Source organism: Peribacillus deserti, from assembly GCF_016909175.1.
Taxonomy (GTDB): Bacteria; Bacillota; Bacilli; order Bacillales; family DSM-1321; genus Paraperibacillus; species Paraperibacillus deserti.
In genome coordinates, this window is record NZ_JAFBFI010000005.1 from 105,585 (window position 1) to 130,708 (window position 25,124).

Sequence of the window (25,124 nt, forward strand, 5' to 3'; positions counted from 1 at the left end):
CCCTCTCCCTTTTCTTTTTCTTTTAGTAGCTTAAGCCGTGGCCAAATCCGTATAATACACCGCCTGTGCCATTGTAGATCGTAACAGGAAGCTTGCCAGATGGATTGTTCTTTCCAAAAATAGTGTTAACAGATGCTTCAAAGCTTGCCGGCCTGAAACCGTATTGGACTAAATAGGCGTCTGTATTTGGGTAGGCCATAATGTCATAAGGATTTCTGATTCCTAGACTGATTACTGGGATACTTAAGTCTATCAGCTGATTTGCAAGCTTCATGAGATCACTATTTGGAGATCTTCCTGAAACGCTTGAAGTTGAAGTTCCTAAGAATATATACTTTGCATCTTGAATTTCAGCCAGCTGCGCTGAAGTCAGGGGTTTTGTGGCTGTAATAGACTTTACGTTTTCATGGTGCTTCCTGACCTGAGCCGAAAAGTCGGCATTATAGGCGTTTGAGATTACAACAATTTTATCTTCTTTTGCCGCTTTCACAGGCAGGATTCCATTATTTTTTACAAGTGTAATGGATTTTTCCGCTGCTTCTTTTTCAACCTGTTTATGTTCAGCGGAACCTACTACAGAAAGGGCATTTTCTACTTTTTCATCGATGCTCTTTTCTGTTTCCGACTTGACAATGCCTCGGTTTAATTTAAGAGTTAACAGGCGCTCCACGGATGCTTCAATTCGTTCTTCAGGAATCTCACCCGTTTCAACTGCTTCGTAGAGGCCTTTCGCTACATCTTTTAGTCCTACCGGCATTAAGACAATATCTGTACCAGCTTTTACAGCGCGGATTGCTGCATCTACTGGGCCGAAATGATCACTGATTGCCTGCATGTTCATGGCATCTGTTATGATCACACCTTTGTAACCCATTTCTTTTCTCATCAGACCTGTTAATACTTTTTCTGAAAGTGTCGCAGGGATTGAAATTTCAGTTCCATCCTTTTTGGAGATGGCTTTTGAGTTGTCAATCTTCGGGAAGGTTACGTGAGCAGTCATGATTGCATCAATTCCTGCATCCATAGCCTGCTGGAATGGATATAACTCGACCTTCTTAAGTCGGTCAATATCATGCGGTACTTCTGGTAGCCCTAGGTGAGAATCCACTGCCGTATCGCCATGCCCCGGAAAATGCTTGGCAGTGGCCGCAATTCCGCTGTTTTGCATCCCTTTAATATAGGCATTGCCAAGTTTTGCAACAAGCTCCGGATCTTCCCCGAAGGAACGAACGCCAATCACCGGATTATCAGGGTTATTATTGGTATCCAGCACTGGTGCAAGGTTCATATTAATTCCCAGGGAATTGAGCTCTTCCCCGATTGCATTGCCTACTTTCTCAGAAATTTCTTCTGACCGCGCAGCACCTAGAGCCATATTTCCTGGCATATGGGTTCCAGACTGAAGACGGGTTACGATTCCGCCTTCCTGGTCAATTGTCATTAATAAACCATATTTTTCAGAGGCTTCCTGATAAGCATTTACAAGCTTGGCCGTCTGCTCAGTAGCAACTACATTTTCAGCGAATAATATGACGCCGCCCAAGTGATAGTCTTTCACCTGCTGGGCAATCTCAGGAAGCATTTCCGTCACATTTTTCCCTTTCCACGTTCTATAGTCAGGCATTAACATCTGACCTACTTTTTCTTCCATTGTCATTTGTGAGATGGCATTATCAATCACGTCGTATTGGCTGCCATCTGCCTTTTCTATCTTAATCTTTACGTCTTCGTTTCCTTTATATTGAATAGCAATCCGGTCGCTTTCATTTCCATCGGATACCGTGATAAACGTTTTCCCATTGTGCCCAAGAAGCGTTACGATGCCCTCTTCATTTACAGTGGCTACATTTTTATTAGAAGACATCCACTTCAGGTTCTGAGATGTCTGCATAAAGTGGCCATCCTGGTAAATATGGAGAGCATTCAGGTCTAACTTATTGCCCTTAAATTGCTTATTAACCTCCGGGATGTTTTGATCAATGATTAAGTTTTTTGTAGAGGATGTAACTGCAGCTGCAGCTTTTCCTCCCAGCATAGGAAGCTGTGTGACCAGTAATCCTGCAGCTAGAGCCGTAGCCAGCTTTTTTTTCATGTTCTTATTCATGCTTTACCTCCTCGGTTTGTGTGTTTAATAATCTCTTGATTCCCACTGATTGATTGAAAAGAAAAGCTCTTTATCATTTATCCTGGAATCTTGAATATACCAGCCTCGTCCATTTACAGAGCCATCTGTTTTATATATAAAACGGATTTTTTCAGCTTCCTTAGGCAAAAGCAGCTCCTGAGTTTCCCAGCCTCCCGCGCCGCCTGTATAATCGGCGATCTTCTGCCAGCTGCCATTTTTCAAAATCTCAATACGGCCATAATCTGCATTTTTCTCGAGGCTGTACCAGTTTTTAAATGTTAATGAAGCGTCTTCGGAAAGAGCCAGGTCTGCTTCCAAGATTTTTGTTTGATTGTCTCCGTACCCGGAGAACCACGCCGATTTTTTACCAGGAATGGCAACCGGAATGGCATCTGCTACCTGTCTAGCAAATAATCTTCTGGTCTGGTTCGTTGAAACAGTGGCTCGTGTAGGATGAACCCTGTTCGTCAGGAGTATCGCAATCGTTTTAAGTTTCGGATTGACCACAATAGATGTCCCGGTATAGCCAGTATGTCCAAATGAGCTGCCGTCAGACAGTGCATCCATATACCAGCCTTGTCCCAATTCCCAGCCCAGCCCGTGGTCATTACCTGGAAACGCCTGGTTCTGGTTCTCGAGCAGAAGTTTTACTGTTTCTGGATCAAGAATTCTTTTTCCGCCATATCTTCCTTCATTTAAGAAGATATGAGCTAATTTGGCGAGATCAGAGGCCGTAGAAAACACGCCGGCATGGCCTGCTACTCCATCAAGGGACCAAGCGTTTTCATCATGGACCTGTCCCCAGACGAGGCCTCGGTTTGGAACTTTTTGGTACTCGGTTGCAGCAATCCGGTTCTTTAGAGAAGCAGGAGGGTTATACATCGTATCTTTCATCTCTAGAGGGTCGGTAATGTATTTTTTAACAAATTCATCCTGGCGCATGCCAGATATTCTCTCGATTATAGCTCCGAGGGTAATCATGTTTAAATCACTGTAAGTATATTTGGTGCCAGGCTGGTTTTGCAGAGCCTGACTGAACACGAGCCGCATTCTATCCTCCCTTGAGCTTCCCTTGCTGTATAAAGGAATCCAGGACACAAAGCCGGAAGTATGCGTTAAAAGCTGTCTCACTGTCACGTGTTCCTTACCGTTTTGAGCAAACTCAGGGATATAGTTCATAACCGGATCGTCCAGTTTAATCAGCCCTTTTTCATATAGCACCATAAAGGCAGTAGAAGTGAAAATTTTACTGATGGAAGCAAGGTCGAAAATCGTATTTTCCTGCATTTGAATCGGGTTGGGAGATTCCGTAAAAGAGCCATCCAAATATCGAACAGCATATCCATAAGCTTTGTTTTTAACAATGTGTCCCCCCCTGGCTGCAAATGCTACAGCGCCAGGCATTACCTTATCAGATATAGCTGTGTTCATAATGGTATCAATTTCCAATAAAGGAGCCTCCACCATGCCGGCTCCACGGGCAGATCCCGGATGCAAAACGTTCGATACAGGCATAATAGGTGAATTCCAGGAAAAAATCGGATGCGGATGAGTGCCTGCAGTAAACTTTTTTTCAGGCTTTTCGATTGAAGGTTCTGCAAAGGTATCCCCATCAGCAAATGCAGCTGTACTTCCAAAAAATACGGAACAAACCGAAGAAATAATGAGTGCTTTCTTTTTCATACATCCTCCTTTTGGATATGTAAAATCATTTGTAATTGCACATTACCAGACAGCGCTTACAATATATGTTAAGACTATATCAATTTAGTCTGAACCGTCCATGGCGCATTAGCCCTATAAAACCCATTTATGTATTTATTTGGGTGTAAAAAGGAGGATGACAATTGTATTGTTTTTTGAATTATTAGAATTTGAAAGTTAAAAAGGTCATCTATATAATGTACTATCCGACCAAAGTCTAACTCGTTTTGAATTATCAACGAAAAAAATCCCACCCCCTATAGAATTGGGATGAGAATTTTACGTTCAAACAACTAACCTTAAAGATATTACTCTATTTGGAAAACGAAATCATTACGTTTTATAAGCATTTTTTAAAAAAAGGACCTCCTTGAAAAGGTCCTTATTATAGGTTGATTCATTAATTCCTCACCTGTTGTCGAGAAAGGATTAAACAATGTGAAACTGATTTTATTCTTTCTCCCATGCAAATGTTTCTATGAATTCATTTACCTGTTTGCTCATTTCTTTATAACGGGTCCAATGAAGATAATGGTGTCCTTTTAAAGTAGTTATTTTACTTGAAGACCTATTATTTAATTGCGTATGATAAAAAGTTAATTTGGATTTACCATCTTCATTTAATTTATCTTTCTCCGGAGTAAAGATTAAGACAGGCATATCAGCTGGGAATGTCAAATCTACTGTTTTCTGAACATTATTTTTTATTTCATTTGCTTCATCAACTATATTCTTATTATAGCCTTTCCAACCGGAAATGGCTTTCGTTAAGTTTAAGTTCTCAACGGAATAAGTACCTTTCTCAGCTATAGGAAGGAAATTATCTGGAATCATATATAATGCTAATCTTGCAATTCCAGTTGGTGCAACATAGCTCAAATATTCAGGCATTGTGGGAGCGGACTCACCGAAATACTCTAAAGCCTGTGGCAAAGTAAAATCAATCCCTATTACCGCTTTAACTTCATCTGGATATGTATTAGCATAATACAAACTATATATCCCAGAAATTGAGTGGGGCATTAAAATATATGGAGCTTCGATGTTTGCTGCTTTTAAAGCAGTTCTGATTTCTTCCACTATATTTTCCACTGTGCGTTCCTTTTTGGTTATATCACTCCATCCATATCCAAAACTCTCTACTATGACCACTTTATTATTCTTTGCTAACTCATTTATTAAGGGTTCGAAATCTAAAACAGGTGCCGCTGTGCCTAAACCACTTAATAAGACAATGGTGTTTTCTCCATCGCCTTTTGTATACACATGCATTTTCTTTCCATCTACTTCAACTAATTGTCCTAATGGTGGATATTTTTTTTGTTCATATGCTGTCATAGAGTGATGGAAAACGAACCAAATAAGAACTACTGCCACAATAAATAAAAAAACGTTTCTTGTAATAACCCAAAATCTAATTTTCTTTTTGGTGTTCATTTTTTACACTTCTCTCTATAAGAATATAATTCTCTTTTACTTGTAAATTTTAACATAAATAAATAAATCCTCGGTAAAATTATCTCTTTCCTTGTTAGTTGAACAATAACTGTTAAAGCTAATACATTCTTTTATTGATCAACAATCATTTTTCTTACTGACATATTCATACGGCCTTAATCGAAGACCTCTTAAAAAAAAGAATAGATTTATTATTAAAAGAACGTTGAAAAATCAACGTTCTAAAGGGATGAACTTCTTCTCTCTTAAATAAGCTATAACAAGTTCCGCTGCTTTATGAATGGAATGCCGGTACGTTTCAATGATTAACTCCGGATTAGAGGGTGCTTCATAAGGTGAATCAATGCCGGTAAAGTCCCGGATCTCCCCCCTCCGAGCTTTCTTGTACAACCCTTTCGGATCTCTTTTTTCACATATTGTAAGCGGACAGTCTACAAAAATTTCGATGAATTCTCCTTTTCGAAACAACCTTCTTGCCTGTTCCCGGTCCTCCCGAAATGGTGAAATAAACGCGGTACTGACAATCTGGCCGCTATCCGCAAACAATTTAGCCACTTCACCAATCCGCCTTATATTCTCTATTCGATCCTCGATGCCGAATCCCAATCCTTTATTCAGACCGTGGCGGATGTTGTCTCCATCAAGAACATAGCTCCTTACCCCTAATTCGTACAGCCGAGCATCAACAGCATTTGCGAGTGTGGATTTTCCTGACCCTGAAAGGCCGGTAAACCAGAGAACACCGCTTTTATGGCCATTTAAATGGTGCCGGTCTTCTCTCGTTATCGCAGATGTATGCCATACAATGTTATCCATAATGTTCTGCACCCCTAAATTTCATTGATTGCTTCATCCCTTGAATAGAAACAGCTGCCTGCGTTGTATAAGAATTCAATTACCATTCTCCCCTTTATTTACATACTGAACATTGTTGCACTCCTGCAATTGCCTACGAAGATGTATGAAGCCCGCATTCCGTTTTTTCACTATGAATCCACCTTCCGCCTCTCGAATGAGAGCCGTCCGTTACAGGAAGAGTGCACATGCGGCACCCGATGCTTGGGTAGTTCTGATCATGCAGTTTATTGTATGGCAGATTATTCAGCCTAATATATGTCCACACATCATCCCAGGTCCAGTGAATCAGGGGGCAAATTTTAATAAGCTTAAATTTTTCATCTTTATTGAGATACTCTACATGGTTCCGTGTAACAGATTGCTCTCTCCTGAGTCCTGAAATCCAGGCTTTCATTCCTGAGAGCTGTCCTGCAAGGGGCTCTATTTTTCTCAAATGGCAGCAACGATTAGAATTATGCTTCCACAATTCTTTCCCATGGCGTTCTTCCTGTTTTTCCAGGGATAAGTCAGGCTTTACGAGGTCAATTTTCAAAGCAGGGTATTTAGCTTTCATCTTGTCGATAAGATCATACGTTTCCTGAAAATGAAGTTCTGTATCGAGGAAAATAACTCTGGCATTACGGTTAATTTTCGAGATGAGATCAATTAAGACAATCCCCTCAGCTCCAAAACTGCACGCATAAACAATTTCGTCCCCATATTGATGGTAGGCCCATCTAAGAACATCAAAATAGTCCTTCCCATTCAGCATTAGGGAAGCATTATTGTTCCATGTTTCATACGTTAACATTCTCTTTACACACTCCCCTTCCTCTATCCTCATTTCCATACACAAGGACGGCTTTTGTCTTACTCTTTTACACAGACAATTGGTTTAGCACCTATAGGCAAATTATTCAACAAACAAAAAAACGCTTGTTATATATGCCTATTAAAAGGAGAATGGCAGAAAAAAATCAGGTGTGAAGCGGGAGTAGTATGCAATTAATATGGGATAGTTGTTTAGTAGAATGCAGGTTGTTGTTAAATAGACCCTGTGTTACTCGTCAACATATCCACATGCTAGAAAAACGAAGTTGTTTAGAGATGAAAATGAAAAAGAAGAGATTAATTATTTTGTGTTGTTTGATTCTATAAATTTGCTATAGTGAAGATGATTCTTATAGTTGAAACAGCTTAAAAGACATTGAATCTATTAAAAAGAGCTTCAACTCCTAAAAATGGGAGTGAAGCTCAACTAAATCTAGTTATTTATCTGACTCTAAAAAATTATAGATATTCGCTTCGCCAGCCCCATATAGAGGATCCGTTCCTGTTTTACCAAAATCGATTGCACTTTGTCTGATTGCAGCGGCGACTTGGGCAGGAGAGTATTCTGGATGGGCTGCTTTTATAACACCTGCTACTCCGGCTACTTTTGGTGCTGCCATGGATGTTCCGTGTAAATAAGAGTATCCGTGCCATTTGCCGTCTGAGAATTGAGTTGTAGCATTTGCACCGACTGGATAAGTAGGGTAAGTAGATAGAGTACGGTATGTGAAGTCACGTTTATTTAAATAGTCGCCTGTAGGATTTTGTCGATATAGACCATCATATACTGGTCCGTTATCTCCCCCTGGTCCGGCCACATCTATTGCGCTGCCGTAGTTGGAGTAAAACGCAATATTATTAGTAGACCATTGATTGGAAGATGAAACAGTGATTACGCCAGGAACTTGAGCAGGTGCAACTCGAGATGGACCTTTAATATCTAAACCATAAGTTGTTTTCCAATATAACTGCATATCATGAAGATCATTTAGGTTTTTAGAGTCATTTCCGGACGAGACTACAACCGTAACCCCCTTTTGGATTGCATACTGAACAGCGCGGTGATAAGCAACCATGGATGCTGAATCGCCTTTCTCACCTAAGTTGTGTGCCATCCAGCGCCAGCCGCCGATGGACATGTTGATGACTTCAACACCATCATTTGCAGCAGCGACAATTGCATCTGTAATCCAAGACTGCTGGGCACCGCCTGTTGCCCCGAACACACGGTATGCCCGTACAGTCAGGTCAGGTCCTACACCCTTGACCTTGCCATCCGCGGCTATTGAACCCGCTACGTGGGTACCATGGCCATTTTTATCCCAAGCGTCAGTAGTGCCCGGAACGAATGTCTTTGAGCCGGCAAGATCTGCATTCTCTTTTAAATCAGGATGGCTGAAGTCAATTCCTGTATCGATAACAGCTACAACAGTATCCTGATTACCATCATTAAGCTCGTAGGATTTCCCGACTTTAGTAAGACGCTGCATATCCCACTGCTTGTCCCAGTAGCTGGCAGCATTGGGATCCAATGTTACTTTCTGTCCATTCGGAGTGCCAGGCGTAAAGCTAGGATCCTGCAGCTCAAGATAAGCCTCCAGCTCTTTTTCGGCAGACTGGATATTAGTATCTTTCTTCACATTTGTTAAAAATGCTGGGTCATTTGAAGCAACTTCTACGATCCCTATTTCTTCTACTACTCTTTCTACTTTTCCACCAGCTTTAGAAATAGTTGCTGAAAAGTTTGCAGGCAGCTTTCCTTTGTAGGCCAGCATATAGTGCGTCGTCTCTTCAGCAGCCTTTGCTGGCTGGGTGCTGACACCTGTGAGCAGCGAGAAAGTAAGTAAAGAACATGCACCTAAAACTCCTAATTTTTTCTTCATAACATCTCTCCTATCAAAGATATGTGTACCTCTTCATTGTACAGGCGGTACCACACTATATATTTTTAGACAAATTATTCAACCAAACAATTCTTCAGCCGTTTAATGCACCCATGCTCTGTAAAACTATTTTTGCATCCGAATTCAGGTAGTCTTTAATATCTTTCCTTAGCAGGAGCTGCTCTTTGCCTTTTATAGTGAGTTTGATTGATCTAAGATCAAACCTGGATGAATAGGAATTCAGCGCATGAAGAGTTGCCATTTCTGCTTTTGTTATCAGAACTAGATCTAACTCTTTCCGACTGGCCAGTATATCTAGCAGTTCTCTGGCATTGCCGTGCAGCAAACTTCTTTTTTCTTGTAAAATATCAAGGTTTTCTTCTATATATTTTCTTGCTTGGACAAGGTCTAATTCCTCAACAGATTTCTGGATATTTGATAAAAGATCTTTTAAAGTCATGAAGATCGTCCTCTCTCAGCTAGTGGTCTCTATATTTTATCGGCCAAGGGACTCCAAGTTTGAACTGTTTGCCTGGATTCTTCAAAATCCTGGACTTTGTTATAAAAAAACAATGGCATTGACGCTGCCATTGTTTTTACAAATTTTAGGATGTTACTGTTCGAACTTCTGCTAATGCTAGAGAGTGTATACTCTATTAAGTGCGGAACATCAGCTTGCTGTCTACTATCTGATTAGCTATTTTATTAAAAAACTGAATGATGCTTCCGATGAGCAGCACAATCACAATTGTACCAATCCCCATAGTTCCGCCAAATAAGATTCCTAAGATCACCGCCGATCCTTCTAAAATCAAGCGGGATACACGCAGGCTCAACTTAAATCTCTGGCTGATGGCCACCATTGTGCCATCATATGGCATTCTTGGCAAATTAGTAGATAAGTAGATTCCCACTCCAAAGCCGATGAGGATCACCCCAATCAAAAAAACACTCCACTTTACCAGAAGAGGAGATACTGTTAAATCGATTCCTTTTACCACAACATACATCCAAAAATCAACCGTCACTCCCCAGAGTAACACGGTAATAAAGGACTCAATTTCCGGCCGTTTTTTAAGAAGAATAGCGTTAAATATCAGGAACCCCGCCTGCCATATCATTACCCATGTCCCCATTGTCAACCCAAATTTAACAGTAAGAGTAACAAATAAAATATCCCACGGCCCGGCTCCTACTGTAGAGTTGATAATTAAGGCTACCCCCAGGCAGGCAATTAAAATGCCGAACGCATATAACGGGATTTTTTTTATCAAACCATATCATCCTCCTCATATGATCTTTCGCTTAGGTTAAAGAAGCCCTGCCATTTCTAATCCATATAAAATGCCGTCGTCACCAGCATCCTTTGTTATATATTTAGCTGTTTCCTTCACTAACAAAGGTGCGTTTCCCATGGCAAAGCTATTCCTGACAAAACGGAGCATTTCTAAATCGTTCAATCCGTCTCCGAATGCATAGACATGTTCTTGTTTGATCCCCAGATGACGAATGACCGCTTCAATTCCTTTTGCCTTGGATCCTCCCGCTGGAAGAACATCAGCTGTGAAAGGATGCCACCTGATAAACGTTAAATCTTTAAATGTTCCCGTGTATGAGCTTTGCTCTTCATCAAGGCAAAACAATAACGTTTGGTAAATTTCTCTATTCTTAAAGTAAGCGGGATCATGAATTAAGGGGTTATTTCCCTTTATATTGGAGAGGCTCTCCTTCAGGTATGGATGTTCCTCCATTGTAGATCTCATATTGGCCTGATCGAGAAATACGAGAGGGTGCTTCCGTTCTACTGCATATTGAAGTAGTAAATCCAGAGACTTTTCACTTAAAGGATTTTTGTGGATCACTTCCTTATTACAGACCACATACTGGCCGTTAAAGCTGACAAAAGTATGGATATCAAGCTCCTCAAGCAGGTCTTTGAACATAAACGGTGCACGGCCTGTGGCGAGAGCCACTTCATGTCCTTTCATCTTTAGTCTTTGCACTGCTTCTTTTGCTGAAGGCGGTAATTTTTTATTTTGATCAAGAAGCGTTCCATCTATATCAAAAAAAATTAACTGTTTTTCCATATCTAAACTCCTTGATAATGATCTCTATAATGGAGGACATGTATGCGTATGGTAATAAAAAACACTGGATGAGAAACTGCCAAAGTAATTATTCTCAAGTTTTACTTTGTATATAAACAATATGATTCCTATGCCATTTCATGCTCATTTAGAAGAATCTCTTAAACCTAAAATTGGTTCTGGCGCTAATTAAGCAGTACCAGAACCAATCGGGGTAAATACCTTAAGCTTCAACCACTTTAAAAAATTGCGGCAAGTGCTCTTTATGAGCTTCAAGCATTTCATCTACAATTTGCTTGGCTAAGTTATCAGATGCTACAAGAGGATTAATTGTAAGCGCGAGAACGGCCTTATCATAATCACCTGTTACCGCTGCTTCTGCGGCAACCCGTTCAAATGATTTTATTTGCTGTACAAGTCCGCGGACGGCAACAGGAAGATCTCCTATAGATATCGGTTTCGGGCCTTCCTTAGTGATCACACAGCTGATTTCTACGGCGGAATCATCAGGAAGACTTGCGATCGCCCCATTATTTCTTGTATTCACAGGCTGAATGTCGCGCTTGTCATTATAGATGGAGGTAATCAGGCGGACGGCTGCATCAGAATAATAAGCTCCTCCCCTTTTTTCCAATTGCGGTGGCTTGATATCGAGATTAGGATCTTTATAGAGTTCAAATAAATCTTTTTCTAGTTTCTGAACAACCTCGGCACGTGTTTCCCCTTTTTCGAAGTTCTTTAGATCCTTTTCAACCATTTCGCGAGTTTTATAATAATACATATGGTACGGACATGTTAGGACGTTTAATGCTTTTAAGAAGGACGGATCCCAGCCCTGGCCCTGAATATTCTTAACAAAGCTGCTGTTATTAGGATCCGTTAATAAATTGATGACCTGGTCTTTCACACTTTCACCGTCAACATACACATCCAGGCCGTATACCATATGGTTTAATCCTGCAAAATCTATGCGGATGCGCGAGTGATCGACATCAAGCAGCTTGGCTACTCCCATTTCCATTCCAATCGGAACATTGCACAAGCCGACTACTTTACTGATATTGGAATAGCGAAGAACGGCTTCGGTAACCATACCGGCAGGATTTGTGAAGTTGATCAGCCATGCATTTGGACAAAGCTCTTCCATGTCACGGCAGATATCCAATATAACCGGAATGGTGCGAAGCCCTTTAAAAAGTCCTCCAGGCCCATTGGTCTCTTGTCCTAATACGCCATATTTCATTGGAATTCTTTCATCTTTTGCACGAGCATCCAAAAGACCTACCCTGAATTGCGTGGTTACAAAATCAGCGTCTTTTAATGCTTCTCTGCGGTCAAGGCTTAAGTGAACATCAATGGGCAATCCCGATTTTTCTACCATCCGTTTTGCAAGCTGTCCGACAATCTCCAGCTTTTCTCTTCCTGCTTCTACATCTACAAGCCATAATTCGCTGACCGGAAGCTCAGAGTATCGTTTAATAAAGCCTTCAACTAGTTCCGGTGTATAACTGGATCCACCGCCAATGGTTGTAATTTTAATCCCTTTTTTCATGAACTTACACCTCTCAATAATCTGATATTTTCATATAAATCTACAAACTCTGCTGCCAAATCCTTTAAAGTCATAGCATTCATCAAATGATCCTGTGCGTGGACCATTAGAAGCGAAGTGTCAGTCTTTTCTCCCCGGATTTCTGCTTGGATGAGTGCAGTTTGAAACTTGTGTGCTTCATTCAGTGCTTCTGAAGCTTCCTGTAACTTTGTTTTTGCTTCATCAAAGCTTCCCTGTTTTGCTGCATGAATGGCTTCCATGGCAGAGCTTCTTCCGTTTCCACCATGAAGAATAATCTGAAAAATGACAGATTCCATATCTTCCATGTCTATGCCCTCCCTTGTACATTCTGTATCAATTGACAGCAATACTATATAAAATATGTAAATGAACTTATGAACCTCTTAGACGCGGGTGGCGGCCAGGTTCAAAGCTGTTTTTAATACTTCTGCTCCATTGCACATTCCATAATGGACCGGATTTATGGAGTCTACGGGGATGTTGCGTTCTTCGCCAAGCTTTTTCATCTGAGGTAATAGATAACGAACTTGTGGTCCAAGTAACAGTACATCGGCAGCATCAATGTGGTTATTGATCGCGCCAGCTCCCTCTGCCCAAATCTTGCATTTTATTCCCTGTTCGGCAGCAGCTGCTTCCATTTTGGTAACTAATAAGCTGGTTGACATACCGGCTGCACAGCATAAAAGAATATTCATCAAGTTTCCCTCCAATAAAATGTACTTCGTATATTAGCAAGTTTATTTCCAAGTTTGATATATTTTCATTCTAGTATAAAAACGCTTTCATAACCATATATCGTTTTTCCTTATATAAAGGAAAATGTTAATATCAAACCGAAATAGTGAGTTGAAGAAAAACTGGGTCCCTTTAGTAAGAGACCCTAAAACATTAGTTATAAATGTTCATATAAGTCTACTACTTCACCTGCTAGATCCTTAACTGTTATAGCATTCATTAAATGATCCTGGGCATGGACCATTAACAGAGACATTTCAAATTTTTGGCCGCGGACTTCATTTTGAATCAGTGTGGTCTGGAAGTGGTGAGCTTCATTTAGAGCTTCTCCGGCTTCCTTTAATTTTTCTCTTGCTTGGGTGAAATTGCCCTGTTTTGCAGCTGCAATGGCCTCCATAGCCGAGCTCCTCCCATTTCCACCATGAAGGATGATCTGAAAAATGATCTGCTCTTGTTCTACCATCCTTTTCTCCCCTTTATACGTAAGATTGACCGGCTATTTGTTTATAAGTTACCAGTTCAATTCCTTGATCTAAGATGAAATCACGAACCTCTTGAGCAGTTAAGATGGCAAGCTCCCTGACTCTTGGCAGTGCATACGAACTCCCAGTAAGAATTGCTTCATCAAGATAAGCAGGATGAGTCATAATTTCTGCCGTTTCATAGTCTTTTGTTTTATTTATCACTTGAAAGATTGTTTCATTAGAAAGCTGATCACCATAAAATTCCGGATTAAAATATTGTACAGAAGATAATGAAGAATTCTCTCCCATTAACTCTGCCGCTGCCGGCCTTATGGGTATACCAAATTTAGCGGCCAACTTTCTAACGACCGGAAAAATTCTTTCATGCCCATGTACATGATGGTGACTGTCAAGATGTGTAGGTTTTAAGCCAAAGGATAGGAATTTTTCAATCTGGCTCGTTAACTCCTTTTCTACTTCCTCCAGGTCACCATTGCTTAAGACAGTATTGGTACTTAGAAAAGCGCCTTTTTCATTAACAAGTGAATGAACGCTGCTGTGAACGGGAAAACCGCAATCAAGCACAAGGTGAATGCCTACACCTAAACCAGGATTATTAAGGGCCAGAGCTGCAGCATGTGCAGCCCCCGGCATATTCGCCATCAAAGTGGCTGAGGTTACAATTCCATTCTGATAAGCCTCGATGATTCCAAGATTGACTCCATTGGAATAACCGAAATCATCTGCATTAATAATTAATTTAACCATATCTAATCTCCTAAGCCTGCAGTTTTTTGGCAGTAGTAATTTCAATTGCACCTTGTTCTTCAGAATACTTTTGCTTATCCCACATTCTAAAGAATGGATAGTAGATGCCGAATGCTAAAGCAAAGTTTACCAATTGAAGGACAGCTCCAGAAAGTTTTCCGCCTGTTGCAAGATATCCGCCAATGATTGGAGGCATTGTCCAAGGAACTGCAATTCCTGCCGGTTTGGCAACTAATCCGGTAGTCATTCCAATATACGTTGTAACTACCATAACCAGCGGCGTCAAGACGAATGGAACAATCATTAAGGGGTTCATTACAATCGGCATCCCAAATGTAATCGGTTCATTAATGTTGAAAAATCCCGGGCCGATAGCAAGTCTGCCCAGCTGCTTCATCTGCTGGCTTCGGGCACGCAGAATCATAGCTAGTACAAGAGCTAATGTGGCTCCGCTTCCTCCTACATAAATGAAGATATCAATGAACTGCTGCGTAAAGATGTTTGGTACGGCCTGATCGGCTTGAAATGCAAGCCGGTTTTCATCCATGGAAGAAAGCCAAATCGGACCCATAACTCCTCCAACAATGGAGGCACCATGCAGACCGCAGGACCATAATAACTGGATCAGGAAAACAGCTACCAGAGTCCCAATTAAGCTTCCGCCAAGAACACCCAGCGGCTTTCCTAACACTTCTCCCACAATATTGTGCAAGCTTTCAAAGCTTGTGTTTTCAACGATTAATCGTAAAACCCATATAAGTGCGATAACAACAAAACCTGGGATCAGCGCAACGAAAGATTTGGCAACCGCCGGCGGTACTCCGTCAGGCATTCTGATAATAATGTTCTTTTGAATAATAAATCGATATATTTCTGTAGAGATCATAGCGATAAGCATTGCTACAAACAATCCTTTGCTTCCCATTAACGCCGATGGAATGGCTCCGCCTACCATAATAGCTTCTTTTGCTCCCTCAGGTGTAAAAGGCACTTGGTACGGAGTTGCAAGCAAAAAGGCTGCAACGGAAATAGCTCCTGCCGTTAATGCATCCACATTGTATTTTTCCGCCAGTCGGTATGCGATACCAAAGGCTGCAATAAGGGCCATAATATCAAAGGTAGCACCAACCGGATACATCAGCTTGGTCAGCCAGGCATCCCCAAATGTCCTTGCCATAAAATCTTCATATCCTGGTATTGGAAGGAACCCGAGAATAAGGAACAATGACCCAACAATGATAAGCGGCATAGTCAATATAATACCGTCACGCAAAGCCTGTAAATGGCGCTGGCCCGCAACTCGTCCAGCAGCTGGCATGACCTTGTTTTCCAAAATATCATTTAACCTACTCATACTGTCACTCCCCTATTTTCCTGATAATTGCTTAGCAAATTTTAGAACCTCAGCACCGTTGCACATTCCATAATGGACCGTATTGATCACATCCACGGGAATTCCTTTTTCTTCCCCGAGTTTTTTTAACTGCGGGAGCAAATAACGGACTTGCGGCCCGACTAACAATACATCTGCTTCATTAATGTGATTTTTTACCGCATCACCAGGAACGGCCCATATTTTGCAGCTAAGTCCTTCATCTGAAGCAGCCTTTTCCATTTTGGTAACTAGCAAGCTCGTTGACATTCCTGCTGCACAGCATAATAAGATGTTCACCCCTTCGCCTCCCACCTTTTATTTATTAAATTTTCTTACTATTTATAGTTTAACTTGAAAACGCTTACATCTCATCACATATATTTTCCGTTAACGGCCCTCTTCTTAACGGAAAAGCCTGTTTTGGATGGCTGCTCTGTATTCCCATATCACAAAAAGTGGTGTTTCTAAGTCCCGTGTACAGCCGTTAAATAAGATTGTATGGACAGCCCTGTACAAACGAATGAAATAGGTACTTGATTGCGGTTACTTGTTTTTTTATTAACTTAGATTCTTTTCATAAGCAGCGGGAACAAAGGTTTTTGAATTTTTTTGTGGAATAGTAATCACTATAATAAACTTTATTTAAATTTTTGGTGTGAACAGATCAGGAGTTTTTTGTCAGGCAGCATAATAGGAAAGCTTAATTTTTTTCTGAGGGCATGATAGAAATGAAGCAAGTAAAAAAGCATTATTTTTTAATTTTTACAGCCTTTTTAGTATTAGGATCTATGTACATATTCCAGTCTTTAAATCCAAATTTAAATTGCTTAAAGGTATCTGAAGAAAATAATGCAGGAACTTTTCACCTGATGGAAAGAAAAAAATAACGGTTTATTTCAACGGAGGGCTCATATTCTATACAGATTCAACCTACGTAGGACTACTAGAAGACTCTACCACTGGATTAACAAAGAACATGTTTTTAGTATCACCGAACATAAGAGATATTCGATGGATTGATAGGGATACAGTTTCTGTCAATGGTAGAGAAATATCCATCGATGATACTTATGATTTTAGAAAAGAATAAAGTTTGAGGAAAACCCCTTTTTTAAGAAGGAATGGATGATAATTTCTATATCCATTCTTTTTATTTGACAATAACCTATAAATTTACCATTGCCAGCAAAAAAAAATCCACCTCTCTTTAAGTCCAAAGAGGGTGAATACCATTTTTCTGCTCATTCTGTCAGAACCTTGATAAATTCTTTATATGTTTTGCATTTAAGAAATTGCTGAACTTTTGTACTGTCATCTAAAATGCTCCCGAGTTGATTATACATGTTTTGAAAGTCGCCCCTGCTGTTTTTTTCAACGCTCAGTAAACACACAAATTGTACCCTTTTATCGCCCCATTTTATTGGCTTTTGAAGTGTACATACTGCCCAAAAAGTGGATTGGGTCTGAGGGATAGCTGGATGGGGGATGGCAACCAGATTGCCAAAGGATGTCGGTGAAAACGATTCTCTTTCTAACACCGATTCAAGAAAAGAATCATCAGCAAGACCAAGGTTGTTCAAGCGATCGGCTAAGAAAGAAAGAACCTCTTCTCTTGTTTCAAATTTCTTTTGCAGGAAAACTAATTCTTCAGTTGTATAGGAAGTCGTGCCGCTCTTGTTTGTTTTTAATTGGCTTTCAATTTTTTGAAAATCATTGTTCCCGAGAAACGTATTAACTTCGATCACGGGTACAGGGATTGATTCAGAGATTGGAATCGTGCTGATAATAAAGTCTACTGTATGTATAGGAAAATCCTGCAGCTTGTAATACTCAATCGTACCGGCAATAATAATCTTTGTTCCGAATACAGATTGCAGCTTATAGGATAAAAGCCTCGCGCTTCCTAAGCCTGAAGCACATATGATTAAGCACTTCTTAGGAATGGAAGACATGGTCCGCCTTTCCATAGCTGCTCCAATATGAAGGGCAATGTATCCAATTTCATGTTCATTAATGTCAATATCCATTACTTCTTTAATCACAATTCCGGCTATGATTCCACCTTCAAAAGCTATCGGGTAATTCGCTTTAATTTGATTTAGCATAGGATTCCTCAGGTTCATTTTATACCGGAATCTGTAAAGTGCTGGCTTTAAATGCAAACTTAGCGAAATCAAAAGTTCTTGATCATCTATAATACCAAGGCCAAGTTTTTCTTCAACCTGCTCCATAATCTGTAATGAAAGCTGATGAATGACAGGGTCCGTGGTATCATGCATTGCTGCTTCCTCTGTATTAAGATTCGCCATTGTCCTTGTTCCCAGCAAATGAATAGCTATATACGCGATTTCAGCTTCTGGAAATCGTACATCTAATTTATCCTCTATGTTCTGTATAATTCTTTCCGCCACTTTGTATTCCATTTGATTCTTTATTTCCTCGAGCTGTCTGGGATTAAGAGAGACAAAGTTGCTGTTCTGTATTCTTTTATACGCTATGGCTATATGAATAACAAGATTATTTAAACTTATGTCTGATAAGGCAATGCAGTGCTCTTTTATCTGTAAAAGAATAATATGCTTAATAACCTGCATTTCTTCAGCCGTCAGGATCGATACTCCCAGCTTATTAATATCTGGATGAGTTCCTGCTCTATTAAATATATATTCAGACATGCAGTAACGAAGGTTCACTTCGTCTCCCTGTAATCTTATTCCGTAATTCGGCCGTTTTTCCAGCCATATACCATATAAATCCAGGAGTTTTTTTACGTCACGCAAATCATTCTGAATGGTTGATTTGCTGATGAACATTTCATCAGCCAAATTCTCAAGTTTCACATATTGATCAGACAGCAGCAGCCTCCTTATTAGATACTGAACCCTTTCCTCAGGTAACGAAGGAATATTATCATCTCTTTCAGGATTTTTCTGAAAGTTTTCCTTTAAAAAATGAAGGAAGGATTGTTCATTCTCTATAAGCAGCTGATAGCCTGTTCCTCTTTTTGACCGTATGGTGCCTCCATGTTCCGATAAAATAGTATCCAGTTCTTTCATATCGTTTCTGATGGTTCTTGATGTTACCTCGATTGCTGCTGCTAATTCTTCACCAGTTATACACGATTTCGCACCCATTAATTCCCGTAATATTGCAGTCATTCGTGTATTTAGCATCCACAATTCCCGCTCCCTTTTTACTTTTAATAAAACGTTAATCAGTCTTAAACCGAGAATATACGAATGTACTTTTTTACTTATAACAAAGATATTTTTATGCGTTAAGCCCTTTCTTCCATGTCCAGCTTGATGGAATAATAACATGTTGATAAAAGTCTGGTCAAGATAGATTACAGATTTTTCGTAATATTCTAATTTTCGACACGCACCGTTTAATTTGACTTGCAGCAGCAGCCTGTTAAGGGGCAACCACCTATACTATTTAAGTCCAGCCGAAGCCAGGACTTTACATATAGCAAGCTGTTTAGAAGCGGTCCTTGTGTGTGGTTAGAAAATACTGAAGCAGTTCTCTCATGTTTCTTTGAAAATAAGCGCAAAGCTGATGGCCAATAGGCGCAGCATAAATATTTTTTCCGCATAGCCTGCATATATCTTTTTCGGCAAATTGATGCTTCACATTTAAGGGAAAAGGGTGTTTAGTGTTTCCAGTAAGAAAGCAGAATCTTTGCCCTTGTACTGAAAAGACAATTTCGTAACCATTAAATCCATCGTTTTTAAAAACATCTATAAGTTCTAAGTGTAATTCATGGATACTCTCCAACGTAAATATCTCCCTCCATCGTACTGTCTGTTTTATTGTTGAGCCTGCCCTTGGGCCAAAGCTTTCAAAATCATGGTTCTTGACTTTTTGTTCCTAATATAAATCAGCTATTCATAGGCATAGGCTTACTAATAGAATAAAGCAAAATTAATACTTCTGATACTATAAAAAGTCATTCCTCATTCAGTGAGATAAAAAGAGAGTAATATCGGTTCATATTTTTACAATTAATAGACTATTTTTTTCCCTCTCTTCTTGCAATGTGGTTTTGTTTCTGTTATATTTGAATAGAATTATTTTTGTTCGTTACATAAGATTGATAAGTTTTATAGCTTTCTGTCTGACGATTTGAGCAAGGATAGTAACATACATGTATGAAAATACATGCTGGGAGGCAACACAAATGGAACAAGGTAAAGTAAAATGGTTTAATGCAGAAAAAGGCTTCGGATTTATCGAACGCGAAGGCGGAGACGATGTATTCGTACATTTCTCAGCTATCCAAGGCGAAGGCTTCAAGACTCTTGAAGAAGGCCAAGACGTAACTTTTGAAGTTGAACAAGGTCAACGTGGACCCCAAGCAACTAACGTTCAAAAAGCATAATATCTGAACAACATACATGGACAGGCTCTTTAGGGCCTGTCTTTTATTTTGTCTACATTTCTTTCCGCAAAAAAACCAGCCCTCTAAAGAGCTGGTTTGTACTTATGATCTTACTCCGCGTATTTTTTCAATTTCGTCAGCGACAAATTGAACGGATGTTCCAACAACTACTTGAATGCTTGTTGGACCTACAATATTAATTCCTGGGACACCTGTAGATTTTATCTTTTTTTGATCTACCGCGTCCATGCTTTTCACTTCTACTCTTAATCGAGTGACGCAGTTATCAACAGAAGTTACATTAGCGTCTCCGCCAAGCCCCTCATAAATGTTAGCTGCCATAACAGTAAATTTATTTCCCGGAGCCGCTGCTCCATCTGCTTGAACAGCTTCTTCTACTTCCTCTCCACGGCCTGGAGTTGCTAAATTAAATTTAACAATTAGGAATCTGAATAAGAAGTAATAAATAACCGCAAAAACTAGCCCTTGAACGATTAGCATATAGGGCTGATTCGCAAGCGGGAGCCTTGAACTTAAAACAAAATCTACAAAACCGGCACTAAAGCCAAATCCTGCTGTCCAATGGAAAAATGAAGCGATCGCAAGTGAAAACCCTGTCAGCACAGCATGCACTACATAAAGTGCAGGAGCTGCAAACATGAAAGCAAATTCAAGCGGTTCTGTTACACCTGTAAAAAATGCTGCAAATCCTGCAGCCATCATTAATGAGGCCACTTGTTTTCTTTGTTTAGTTTTCGCAGTATGGTACATGGCAAGCGCGGCAGCAGGAAGACCAAACATCATGATTGGGAAGTATCCCGCTTGGTACATTCCTGTTATACCCTTCTCACCTTTACCGGCCCAGAAGTTTCCGATATCATTAATACCTGCTACATCAAACCAGAATACTGAGTTTAATGCATGGTGTAAGCCAGTTGGAATCAATAATCTATTGAAGAATCCATAAAGTCCAGCACCTACATAGCTTAATTTACTGATTCCTTCACCAAATGAAACTAAGCCTGTAAAAATAGCCGGCCATACAAAGAACATAATTAAGGATACAACCAGCATGGAAACCGCCGACATGATCGGAACAAGACGCTTTCCACTAAAGAATGCCAATGCATCAGGCAATTTCACATGGCTGAAACGGTTATACATAGCAGCTGCAACTAACCCTGATAGAATCCCCACAAATTGATTTCCTATTTTTGCGAAGGCTGGGTTAACATCCTCTACTTTAACTCCTTGCAGCATTGAAACTGAATTTGTAGAAAGTAAAGTAGTAATGACCAGATAAGCCACCAAACCGCTTATTGCAGCGGAACCATCCTTTTGTTTAGACATGCCTAACGCTACTCCGACTGCAAACAAAATCGACATATTGTCGATGATAGAAGAACCAGCTTTGATTAAGAATGCCGCTACCGGACTATCAGCACCCCATCCTGTTGGATCGATCCAATAACCGATACCCATTAGGATCGCTGCAGCTGGCAAAACAGCTACTGGCAGCATCAAAGATCGGCCGATTCTTTGTAAATATTTCATCATGTTTAACATTCCCCCCTGTATCATATTACTATATGTCCACTCAATATAACAGTCTGTTGATAGACACACCCCCACATTTCATCCGGATTTTTTTAAAGAATCTTATAAAGGCCAAGATTAAAAAAAGACACGCTATAGTTTATTATAATTCCATACTTTGGGAATATTCAATATTCTTTTATCTTTTTCTAAATAACGATAAAAAACCAGCTCCATGTATGGATCTGGTTTAATCTACTAAGAATCGATTAGAAAAGAATCAGTACTATTTCGCTATTAGTAAGTATATGAAATAAATTGTGAGTCCTTGTAATAAACCTTTACCGTTTTCCCAGCCATCTTTTTTACAAGATCCTCAGCTTTTCCGTATCCTACCTGGAGTACAAAATAATCTTTCCCAGATACGAATTCAATTGAATGATTGTCGGCTGCACCTGTGACTTTAGCAGATTTAGATTTAGGGGCATCACTGGGAATGATCAGCTTTTCTCCCTTTCGGAGTTTGTTATTCTTTTTTTGATTGGCCTGTTTTATTGTATCAACTGTAACATTGAATTTTTTGGAGATTGACCATAGAGTATCTCCTGCTTTAACGACGTATGCCTGCCCTTTGCCTTTGCTTTGCGGTACATTCACAGTTTTTGCTTTCACAAGATTATTTGTATGAGAAGCAGGAACTTCAATTAATTGGCCTGCCTTAATTTTGTCAGAGCTCAAACCGTTAGCATCTTTTAACTGCTGTACGGTCACATGATATTTAGCAGATAATTTAGCAAGAGTATCGCCTTTCTTTATCGTATATGTATCACTGCAGGCAGCTGCCTGAGTCCCGCCTACCAAGAGCATCACGCCTAATAAAAAGGAACTGGCAAGCAGAGTCACTTTTATGTTCAATTTCTGGAGTGGTCTATGAATAATGGCAGCTTCCAAATTGTTTCTTGTTGATCCAATCATCCGGTTTTCCCCCAACATTATTTTAGTTTTAATCCGCTTTATTATGTATAGTTTACAATCCCTCTTCTTTTCGGATTAATACCCGTTTTGAAACCGTTCCAATCATCAAGTAGTAAAAACGGGATAATTGGAGGACTTCCGCCCGCATCAAATAGATATTTAGAACCACAAAAAAACCAGCCTCAGAAGAGACTGGTTTTTTATGCCGCTTATGCCGTATCAGTATAAGAAAGTTTTAAACCACCACTCCTCAAAGTGGGTGTTTGCAAAGACGTTCCTGCATGTCCTCCCTGTCCTATAGACGAAGGCTTGTCATTCCTGTCTCGATATAAAACTCCCTATTACAGCTTAAAGGTTAAAACTTAATTATTTACAACGTACACAGCAGCGTGTTTCTATATATTAAAGCATTTAAATGGATATATCAATGGCAATTGATGAAAATCTCAACATTAAGTTAAATAAAGACCAGCCCCTGTTGAAGAGGCTGATCTTATTGCCGCATATGCCGTATCCTATAAGAAAGTTTTAAACCACCACTCCTCAAAGTGGGTGTTTGCAAAGACGTTCCTGCATGTCCTCCCTGTCCTATAGACGAAGGCTTGTCATTCCTGTCTCGATATAAAACTCCCTATTACAGCTTAAAGGTTAAAACTTAATTATTTACAACGTACACAGCAGCGTGTTCTATTATAATACCCAAAAGGGAAAGAAGAATCAATGGCAAGTATTTCTTTTCCCTGCGGTTGTTCAGCAGGTATGTCCTTATTCTACTCTACGAACAGCCTTCAATCAATGTTCATTTTTTACCAATTACCTGCAGCATTTTTCTTTATTTTCTACGCAGACTAGATAATGTTCTAATCATCGAGCCGGTAAACATAATACCTGCCCCCGCCAATAGTAGTATTATAAATTGATTTTTATTAATAAGGTCAAGTGGATACAAAATACTGATAATTATTAATATCATCCCTAACCACGATAAAACCCACCCTAATTTTTTCATGCTGTAACCATTCCCTCTGTTTAGAATTGATATCTTATTGAAAGAGCAATTATATAAAACGCCGTATGGCATCAAAATCTCTCTGATGCCTTGACTATAAATTCTTATGTACTATCCGCAAAGATGTTCATACAATCATTATGCACCTATTAGACCTCTATGTTCAAGAAACAGCTTTATCCACTGTGAAGGTCTCTGGAATGATTCTTCCTGGTTTTCCCTAAGCGGGATTTAATATAAAAACCAGTCCTATGCTCTATGAATACAGGCAAATTGATCTGTTATGGCAAGAGCCTGCTGCAGATCTTTCATAGTCACTTGTAATTTCAGCTTTGACTGTTGGCAGATCATATCCTTTTTCGTGTCTAAGACAAGAAATTTCGACTGAGAGGGATGACTAATAATTAATGTGAACTTCTTGGGGCTCCTCCTTCATATGGCAGGAAAAGCAAATTCTGCTGCGTGCTTTTTCTGGCAGCAGTTATGGATATGACTTAGATACATTCCATTTTACAGATGCCGCCCTTACCTGAATATATAAAGAATAGAAGCTACTGTCATTGAATGGTGGAAAAAAGCTAATTCAGTTATTGTCGCAGCGCCATGGAAGAGTTAAACAAATGAGCCTGTTTTCGTGCTTACCAAACAAAAAAACGGAATCATAGTCACCTGGAAAGGATGCTCGATTCCGCTTTTTATGCTTGCTGTGTATTTTCAGTAATTGTTCCTTTTTTGTTGGGGTCATTTTACTGATTGGCCGGATCACATTCCTGCTGCCCCTGCCTGTTTCGGGATTTCTTAAACCTTCTCGTGCCAGTTTGTCCCGCCTTTTTTTCGCACGGCTTTTTGCCATTACACATCACTCCTTATTACTTATATACTGTATTATATACGTCCTGAGTAAAAGATGTGTAATAGGGAGCAAGAGATTTGCCATTTAATGTGCAGACTTTGTAGGTACTTCACTCACGAGCCGTTCACGGAATTTTTTATATTGCAGATACATAGCCACTCTCCATGGTACGATCATGCCAAACGCCAGAATCCAGAACATGCCGCTTAATTGGCCTACGTCAATGGTAGCACTAAGGATAAACTTGGCGATAATCCTGACAATCAGGAGTCCAATCAGTATAAAGACAAATGCTTTAGAACGTTTTAAATAAATTTCATTTTCACGAATTTCAAATGAAGAAGTTTTTATTAATAAAATTGAAAACAACAAACCTACTGTAACGGCCTCCAGACATTCATAAGGAGTTACTCTGAATTCCGGAATAAAAAACATGAGCGACCCCGTACTCATAAAAATGGGGGGCAAAATGATTTTCTTGGCAGAAACTGGCCGTTTAGCAGCCTTCATTCTAATGAAGATGACCAAAG

At 39.8% G+C, this 25,124-nt stretch carries 23 protein-coding genes, 2 other RNA genes and 1 pseudogene; 2 read left to right on the forward strand and 24 right to left on the reverse strand.

Annotated elements, in window-relative coordinates:
• Positions 1–22: 22 nt before the first annotated feature.
• The 16 genes from JOC77_RS07320 to JOC77_RS07395 form a co-directional block, all read right to left on the reverse strand.
• Complete coding sequence (locus JOC77_RS07320; RefSeq protein WP_204540936.1) at positions 23–2,104, reverse strand: glycoside hydrolase family 3 N-terminal domain-containing protein; 2,082 nt, start codon at positions 2,102–2,104, stop codon at positions 23–25.
• A gap of 24 nt (positions 2,105–2,128) precedes the next feature.
• Positions 2,129–3,808 carry a serine hydrolase domain-containing protein gene (locus JOC77_RS07325; protein ID WP_204540939.1) on the reverse strand — a complete coding sequence of 560 codons (1,680 nt, stop codon included), beginning with the start codon at positions 3,806–3,808 and terminating at the stop codon, positions 2,129–2,131.
• A gap of 471 nt (positions 3,809–4,279) precedes the next feature.
• Complete coding sequence (locus JOC77_RS07330; RefSeq protein WP_204540942.1) at positions 4,280–5,266, reverse strand: alpha/beta fold hydrolase; 987 nt, start codon at positions 5,264–5,266, stop codon at positions 4,280–4,282.
• 234 nt (positions 5,267–5,500) lie between these two features.
• Positions 5,501–6,103, reverse strand: a complete 603-nt coding sequence (gene cysC, locus JOC77_RS07335; RefSeq protein ID WP_204540945.1) for an adenylyl-sulfate kinase — start codon at positions 6,101–6,103, stop codon at positions 5,501–5,503.
• Between the two features lie 133 nt (positions 6,104–6,236).
• Positions 6,237–6,935, reverse strand: a complete 699-nt coding sequence (locus tag JOC77_RS07340; RefSeq protein WP_204540948.1) for a phosphoadenylyl-sulfate reductase — start codon at positions 6,933–6,935, stop codon at positions 6,237–6,239.
• A gap of 457 nt (positions 6,936–7,392) precedes the next feature.
• On the reverse strand, positions 7,393–8,838 hold the full coding sequence (locus tag JOC77_RS07345) for a S8 family peptidase (RefSeq protein WP_204540950.1): 1,446 nt from the start codon (positions 8,836–8,838) through the stop codon (positions 7,393–7,395).
• Between the two features lie 94 nt (positions 8,839–8,932).
• Complete coding sequence (locus tag JOC77_RS07350) at positions 8,933–9,298, reverse strand: hypothetical protein (protein WP_204540954.1); 366 nt, start codon at positions 9,296–9,298, stop codon at positions 8,933–8,935.
• A 196-nt stretch (positions 9,299–9,494) separates the two neighbouring features.
• Positions 9,495–10,112, reverse strand: coding sequence for a YczE/YyaS/YitT family protein (locus JOC77_RS07355; protein ID WP_204540956.1), 618 nt, complete (start codon positions 10,110–10,112; stop codon positions 9,495–9,497).
• 36 nt (positions 10,113–10,148) lie between these two features.
• Positions 10,149–10,925, reverse strand: a complete 777-nt coding sequence (locus JOC77_RS07360; protein WP_204540959.1) for a Cof-type HAD-IIB family hydrolase — start codon at positions 10,923–10,925, stop codon at positions 10,149–10,151.
• Between the two features lie 223 nt (positions 10,926–11,148).
• The gene (locus tag JOC77_RS07365) at positions 11,149–12,477 is read right to left on the reverse strand and encodes a 6-phospho-beta-glucosidase (RefSeq protein ID WP_204540962.1); all 1,329 of its coding nucleotides are present in this window, start codon (positions 12,475–12,477) and stop codon (positions 11,149–11,151) included.
• Positions 12,474–12,803: a PTS lactose/cellobiose transporter subunit IIA gene (locus JOC77_RS07370; protein ID WP_204540965.1), complete on the reverse strand. Its 330-nt coding sequence runs from the start codon at positions 12,801–12,803 to the stop codon at positions 12,474–12,476. Before JOC77_RS07370 ends, JOC77_RS07365 begins: the two co-directional genes overlap by 4 nt.
• 78 nt (positions 12,804–12,881) lie before the next feature.
• On the reverse strand, positions 12,882–13,193 hold the full coding sequence (locus JOC77_RS07375) for a PTS sugar transporter subunit IIB (protein ID WP_204540968.1): 312 nt from the start codon (positions 13,191–13,193) through the stop codon (positions 12,882–12,884).
• Positions 13,194–13,390: 197 nt separating this feature from the next.
• A complete protein-coding gene (locus tag JOC77_RS07380; RefSeq protein WP_204540971.1) occupies positions 13,391–13,696 on the reverse strand; it encodes a PTS lactose/cellobiose transporter subunit IIA in 306 nt (101 codons plus the stop codon).
• 13 nt (positions 13,697–13,709) lie between these two features.
• A complete protein-coding gene (chbG, locus tag JOC77_RS07385) occupies positions 13,710–14,465 on the reverse strand; it encodes a chitin disaccharide deacetylase (protein ID WP_204540974.1) in 756 nt (251 codons plus the stop codon).
• A gap of 10 nt (positions 14,466–14,475) precedes the next feature.
• Positions 14,476–15,819, reverse strand: a complete 1,344-nt coding sequence (gene celB / locus JOC77_RS07390; RefSeq protein ID WP_204540977.1) for a PTS cellobiose transporter subunit IIC — start codon at positions 15,817–15,819, stop codon at positions 14,476–14,478.
• Positions 15,820–15,831: 12 nt separating this feature from the next.
• Positions 15,832–16,137, reverse strand: a complete 306-nt coding sequence (locus tag JOC77_RS07395) for a lactose/cellobiose PTS transporter subunit IIB (RefSeq protein WP_204540980.1) — start codon at positions 16,135–16,137, stop codon at positions 15,832–15,834.
• Positions 16,138–16,714: 577 nt separating this feature from the next.
• Between JOC77_RS07395 and JOC77_RS21825 the strand changes: the two are divergent.
• Positions 16,715–16,930: pseudogene (locus JOC77_RS21825) on the forward strand (hypothetical protein); the annotation flags it as partial.
• A gap of 151 nt (positions 16,931–17,081) precedes the next feature.
• Here JOC77_RS21825 and JOC77_RS07405 read toward each other — a convergent pair.
• Positions 17,082–19,013 carry a BglG family transcription antiterminator gene (locus JOC77_RS07405; protein WP_204540984.1) on the reverse strand — a complete coding sequence of 644 codons (1,932 nt, stop codon included), beginning with the start codon at positions 19,011–19,013 and terminating at the stop codon, positions 17,082–17,084.
• Between the two features lie 307 nt (positions 19,014–19,320).
• A complete protein-coding gene (locus JOC77_RS07410; RefSeq protein WP_204540985.1) occupies positions 19,321–19,617 on the reverse strand; it encodes a hypothetical protein in 297 nt (98 codons plus the stop codon).
• A 403-nt stretch (positions 19,618–20,020) separates the two neighbouring features.
• Between JOC77_RS07410 and JOC77_RS07415 the strand changes: the two genes are divergently transcribed.
• A complete protein-coding gene (locus JOC77_RS07415) occupies positions 20,021–20,221 on the forward strand; it encodes a cold-shock protein (protein WP_101645790.1) in 201 nt (66 codons plus the stop codon).
• 102 nt (positions 20,222–20,323) lie between these two features.
• On the opposite strand, the gene nagE is transcribed toward JOC77_RS07415, so the two are convergent.
• From nagE to JOC77_RS07445, 6 genes are all read right to left on the reverse strand, one after another.
• Positions 20,324–21,778, reverse strand: coding sequence for an N-acetylglucosamine-specific PTS transporter subunit IIBC (gene nagE / locus JOC77_RS07420; RefSeq protein ID WP_204540988.1), 1,455 nt, complete (start codon positions 21,776–21,778; stop codon positions 20,324–20,326).
• Positions 21,779–22,054: 276 nt separating this feature from the next.
• Positions 22,055–22,732 (reverse strand): LysM peptidoglycan-binding domain-containing protein, encoded by a 678-nt coding sequence (locus tag JOC77_RS07425; protein ID WP_204540991.1) that lies wholly within the window; start codon positions 22,730–22,732, stop codon positions 22,055–22,057.
• Between the two features lie 198 nt (positions 22,733–22,930).
• Positions 22,931–23,126, reverse strand: a non-coding RNA gene (gene ssrS, locus JOC77_RS07430) — 6S RNA.
• A 99-nt stretch (positions 23,127–23,225) separates the two neighbouring features.
• Positions 23,226–23,419, reverse strand: a non-coding RNA gene (ssrS, locus tag JOC77_RS07435) — 6S RNA.
• 905 nt (positions 23,420–24,324) lie between these two features.
• A complete protein-coding gene (locus JOC77_RS07440) occupies positions 24,325–24,594 on the reverse strand; it encodes a hypothetical protein (RefSeq protein WP_204540994.1) in 270 nt (89 codons plus the stop codon).
• A gap of 84 nt (positions 24,595–24,678) precedes the next feature.
• The gene (locus JOC77_RS07445; protein WP_239558660.1) at positions 24,679–25,104 is read right to left on the reverse strand and encodes a CcdC family protein; all 426 of its coding nucleotides are present in this window, start codon (positions 25,102–25,104) and stop codon (positions 24,679–24,681) included.
• Between the last annotated feature and the right edge of the window lie 20 nt (positions 25,105–25,124).

What these genes read in the sequence shown, in the direction of transcription:
- JOC77_RS07320 (WP_204540936.1), bottom strand. Translation starts at nt 2,104, where the DNA reads ATGAATAAGAACATGAAAAAAAAGCTGGCTACGGCTCTAGCTGCAGGA.
- JOC77_RS07325 (WP_204540939.1), bottom strand. Translation starts at nt 3,808, where the DNA reads ATGAAAAAGAAAGCACTCATTATTTCTTCGGTTTGTTCCGTATTTTTT.
- JOC77_RS07330 (WP_204540942.1), bottom strand. Translation starts at nt 5,266, where the DNA reads ATGAACACCAAAAAGAAAATTAGATTTTGGGTTATTACAAGAAACGTT.
- cysC (WP_204540945.1), bottom strand. Translation starts at nt 6,103, where the DNA reads ATGGATAACATTGTATGGCATACATCTGCGATAACGAGAGAAGACCGG.
- JOC77_RS07340 (WP_204540948.1), bottom strand. Translation starts at nt 6,935, where the DNA reads ATGTTAACGTATGAAACATGGAACAATAATGCTTCCCTAATGCTGAAT.
- JOC77_RS07345 (WP_204540950.1), bottom strand. Translation starts at nt 8,838, where the DNA reads ATGAAGAAAAAATTAGGAGTTTTAGGTGCATGTTCTTTACTTACTTTC.
- JOC77_RS07350 (WP_204540954.1), bottom strand. Translation starts at nt 9,298, where the DNA reads ATGACTTTAAAAGATCTTTTATCAAATATCCAGAAATCTGTTGAGGAA.
- JOC77_RS07360 (WP_204540959.1), bottom strand. Translation starts at nt 10,925, where the DNA reads ATGGAAAAACAGTTAATTTTTTTTGATATAGATGGAACGCTTCTTGAT.
- JOC77_RS07365 (WP_204540962.1), bottom strand. Translation starts at nt 12,477, where the DNA reads ATGAAAAAAGGGATTAAAATTACAACCATTGGCGGTGGATCCAGTTAT.
- JOC77_RS07370 (WP_204540965.1), bottom strand. Translation starts at nt 12,803, where the DNA reads ATGGAAGATATGGAATCTGTCATTTTTCAGATTATTCTTCATGGTGGA.
- JOC77_RS07375 (WP_204540968.1), bottom strand. Translation starts at nt 13,193, where the DNA reads ATGAATATTCTTTTATGCTGTGCAGCCGGTATGTCAACCAGCTTATTA.
- JOC77_RS07380 (WP_204540971.1), bottom strand. Translation starts at nt 13,696, where the DNA reads ATGGTAGAACAAGAGCAGATCATTTTTCAGATCATCCTTCATGGTGGA.
- chbG (WP_204540974.1), bottom strand. Translation starts at nt 14,465, where the DNA reads ATGGTTAAATTAATTATTAATGCAGATGATTTCGGTTATTCCAATGGA.
- celB (WP_204540977.1), bottom strand. Translation starts at nt 15,819, where the DNA reads ATGAGTAGGTTAAATGATATTTTGGAAAACAAGGTCATGCCAGCTGCT.
- JOC77_RS07405 (WP_204540984.1), bottom strand. Translation starts at nt 19,013, where the DNA reads ATGCTAAATACACGAATGACTGCAATATTACGGGAATTAATGGGTGCG.
- JOC77_RS07415 (WP_101645790.1), top strand. Translation starts at nt 20,021, where the DNA reads ATGGAACAAGGTAAAGTAAAATGGTTTAATGCAGAAAAAGGCTTCGGA.
- nagE (WP_204540988.1), bottom strand. Translation starts at nt 21,778, where the DNA reads ATGATGAAATATTTACAAAGAATCGGCCGATCTTTGATGCTGCCAGTA.
- JOC77_RS07425 (WP_204540991.1), bottom strand. Translation starts at nt 22,732, where the DNA reads ATGATTGGATCAACAAGAAACAATTTGGAAGCTGCCATTATTCATAGA.
- JOC77_RS07440 (WP_204540994.1), bottom strand. Translation starts at nt 24,594, where the DNA reads ATGGCAAAAAGCCGTGCGAAAAAAAGGCGGGACAAACTGGCACGAGAA.
- JOC77_RS07445 (WP_239558660.1), bottom strand. Translation starts at nt 25,104, where the DNA reads ATGAAGGCTGCTAAACGGCCAGTTTCTGCCAAGAAAATCATTTTGCCC.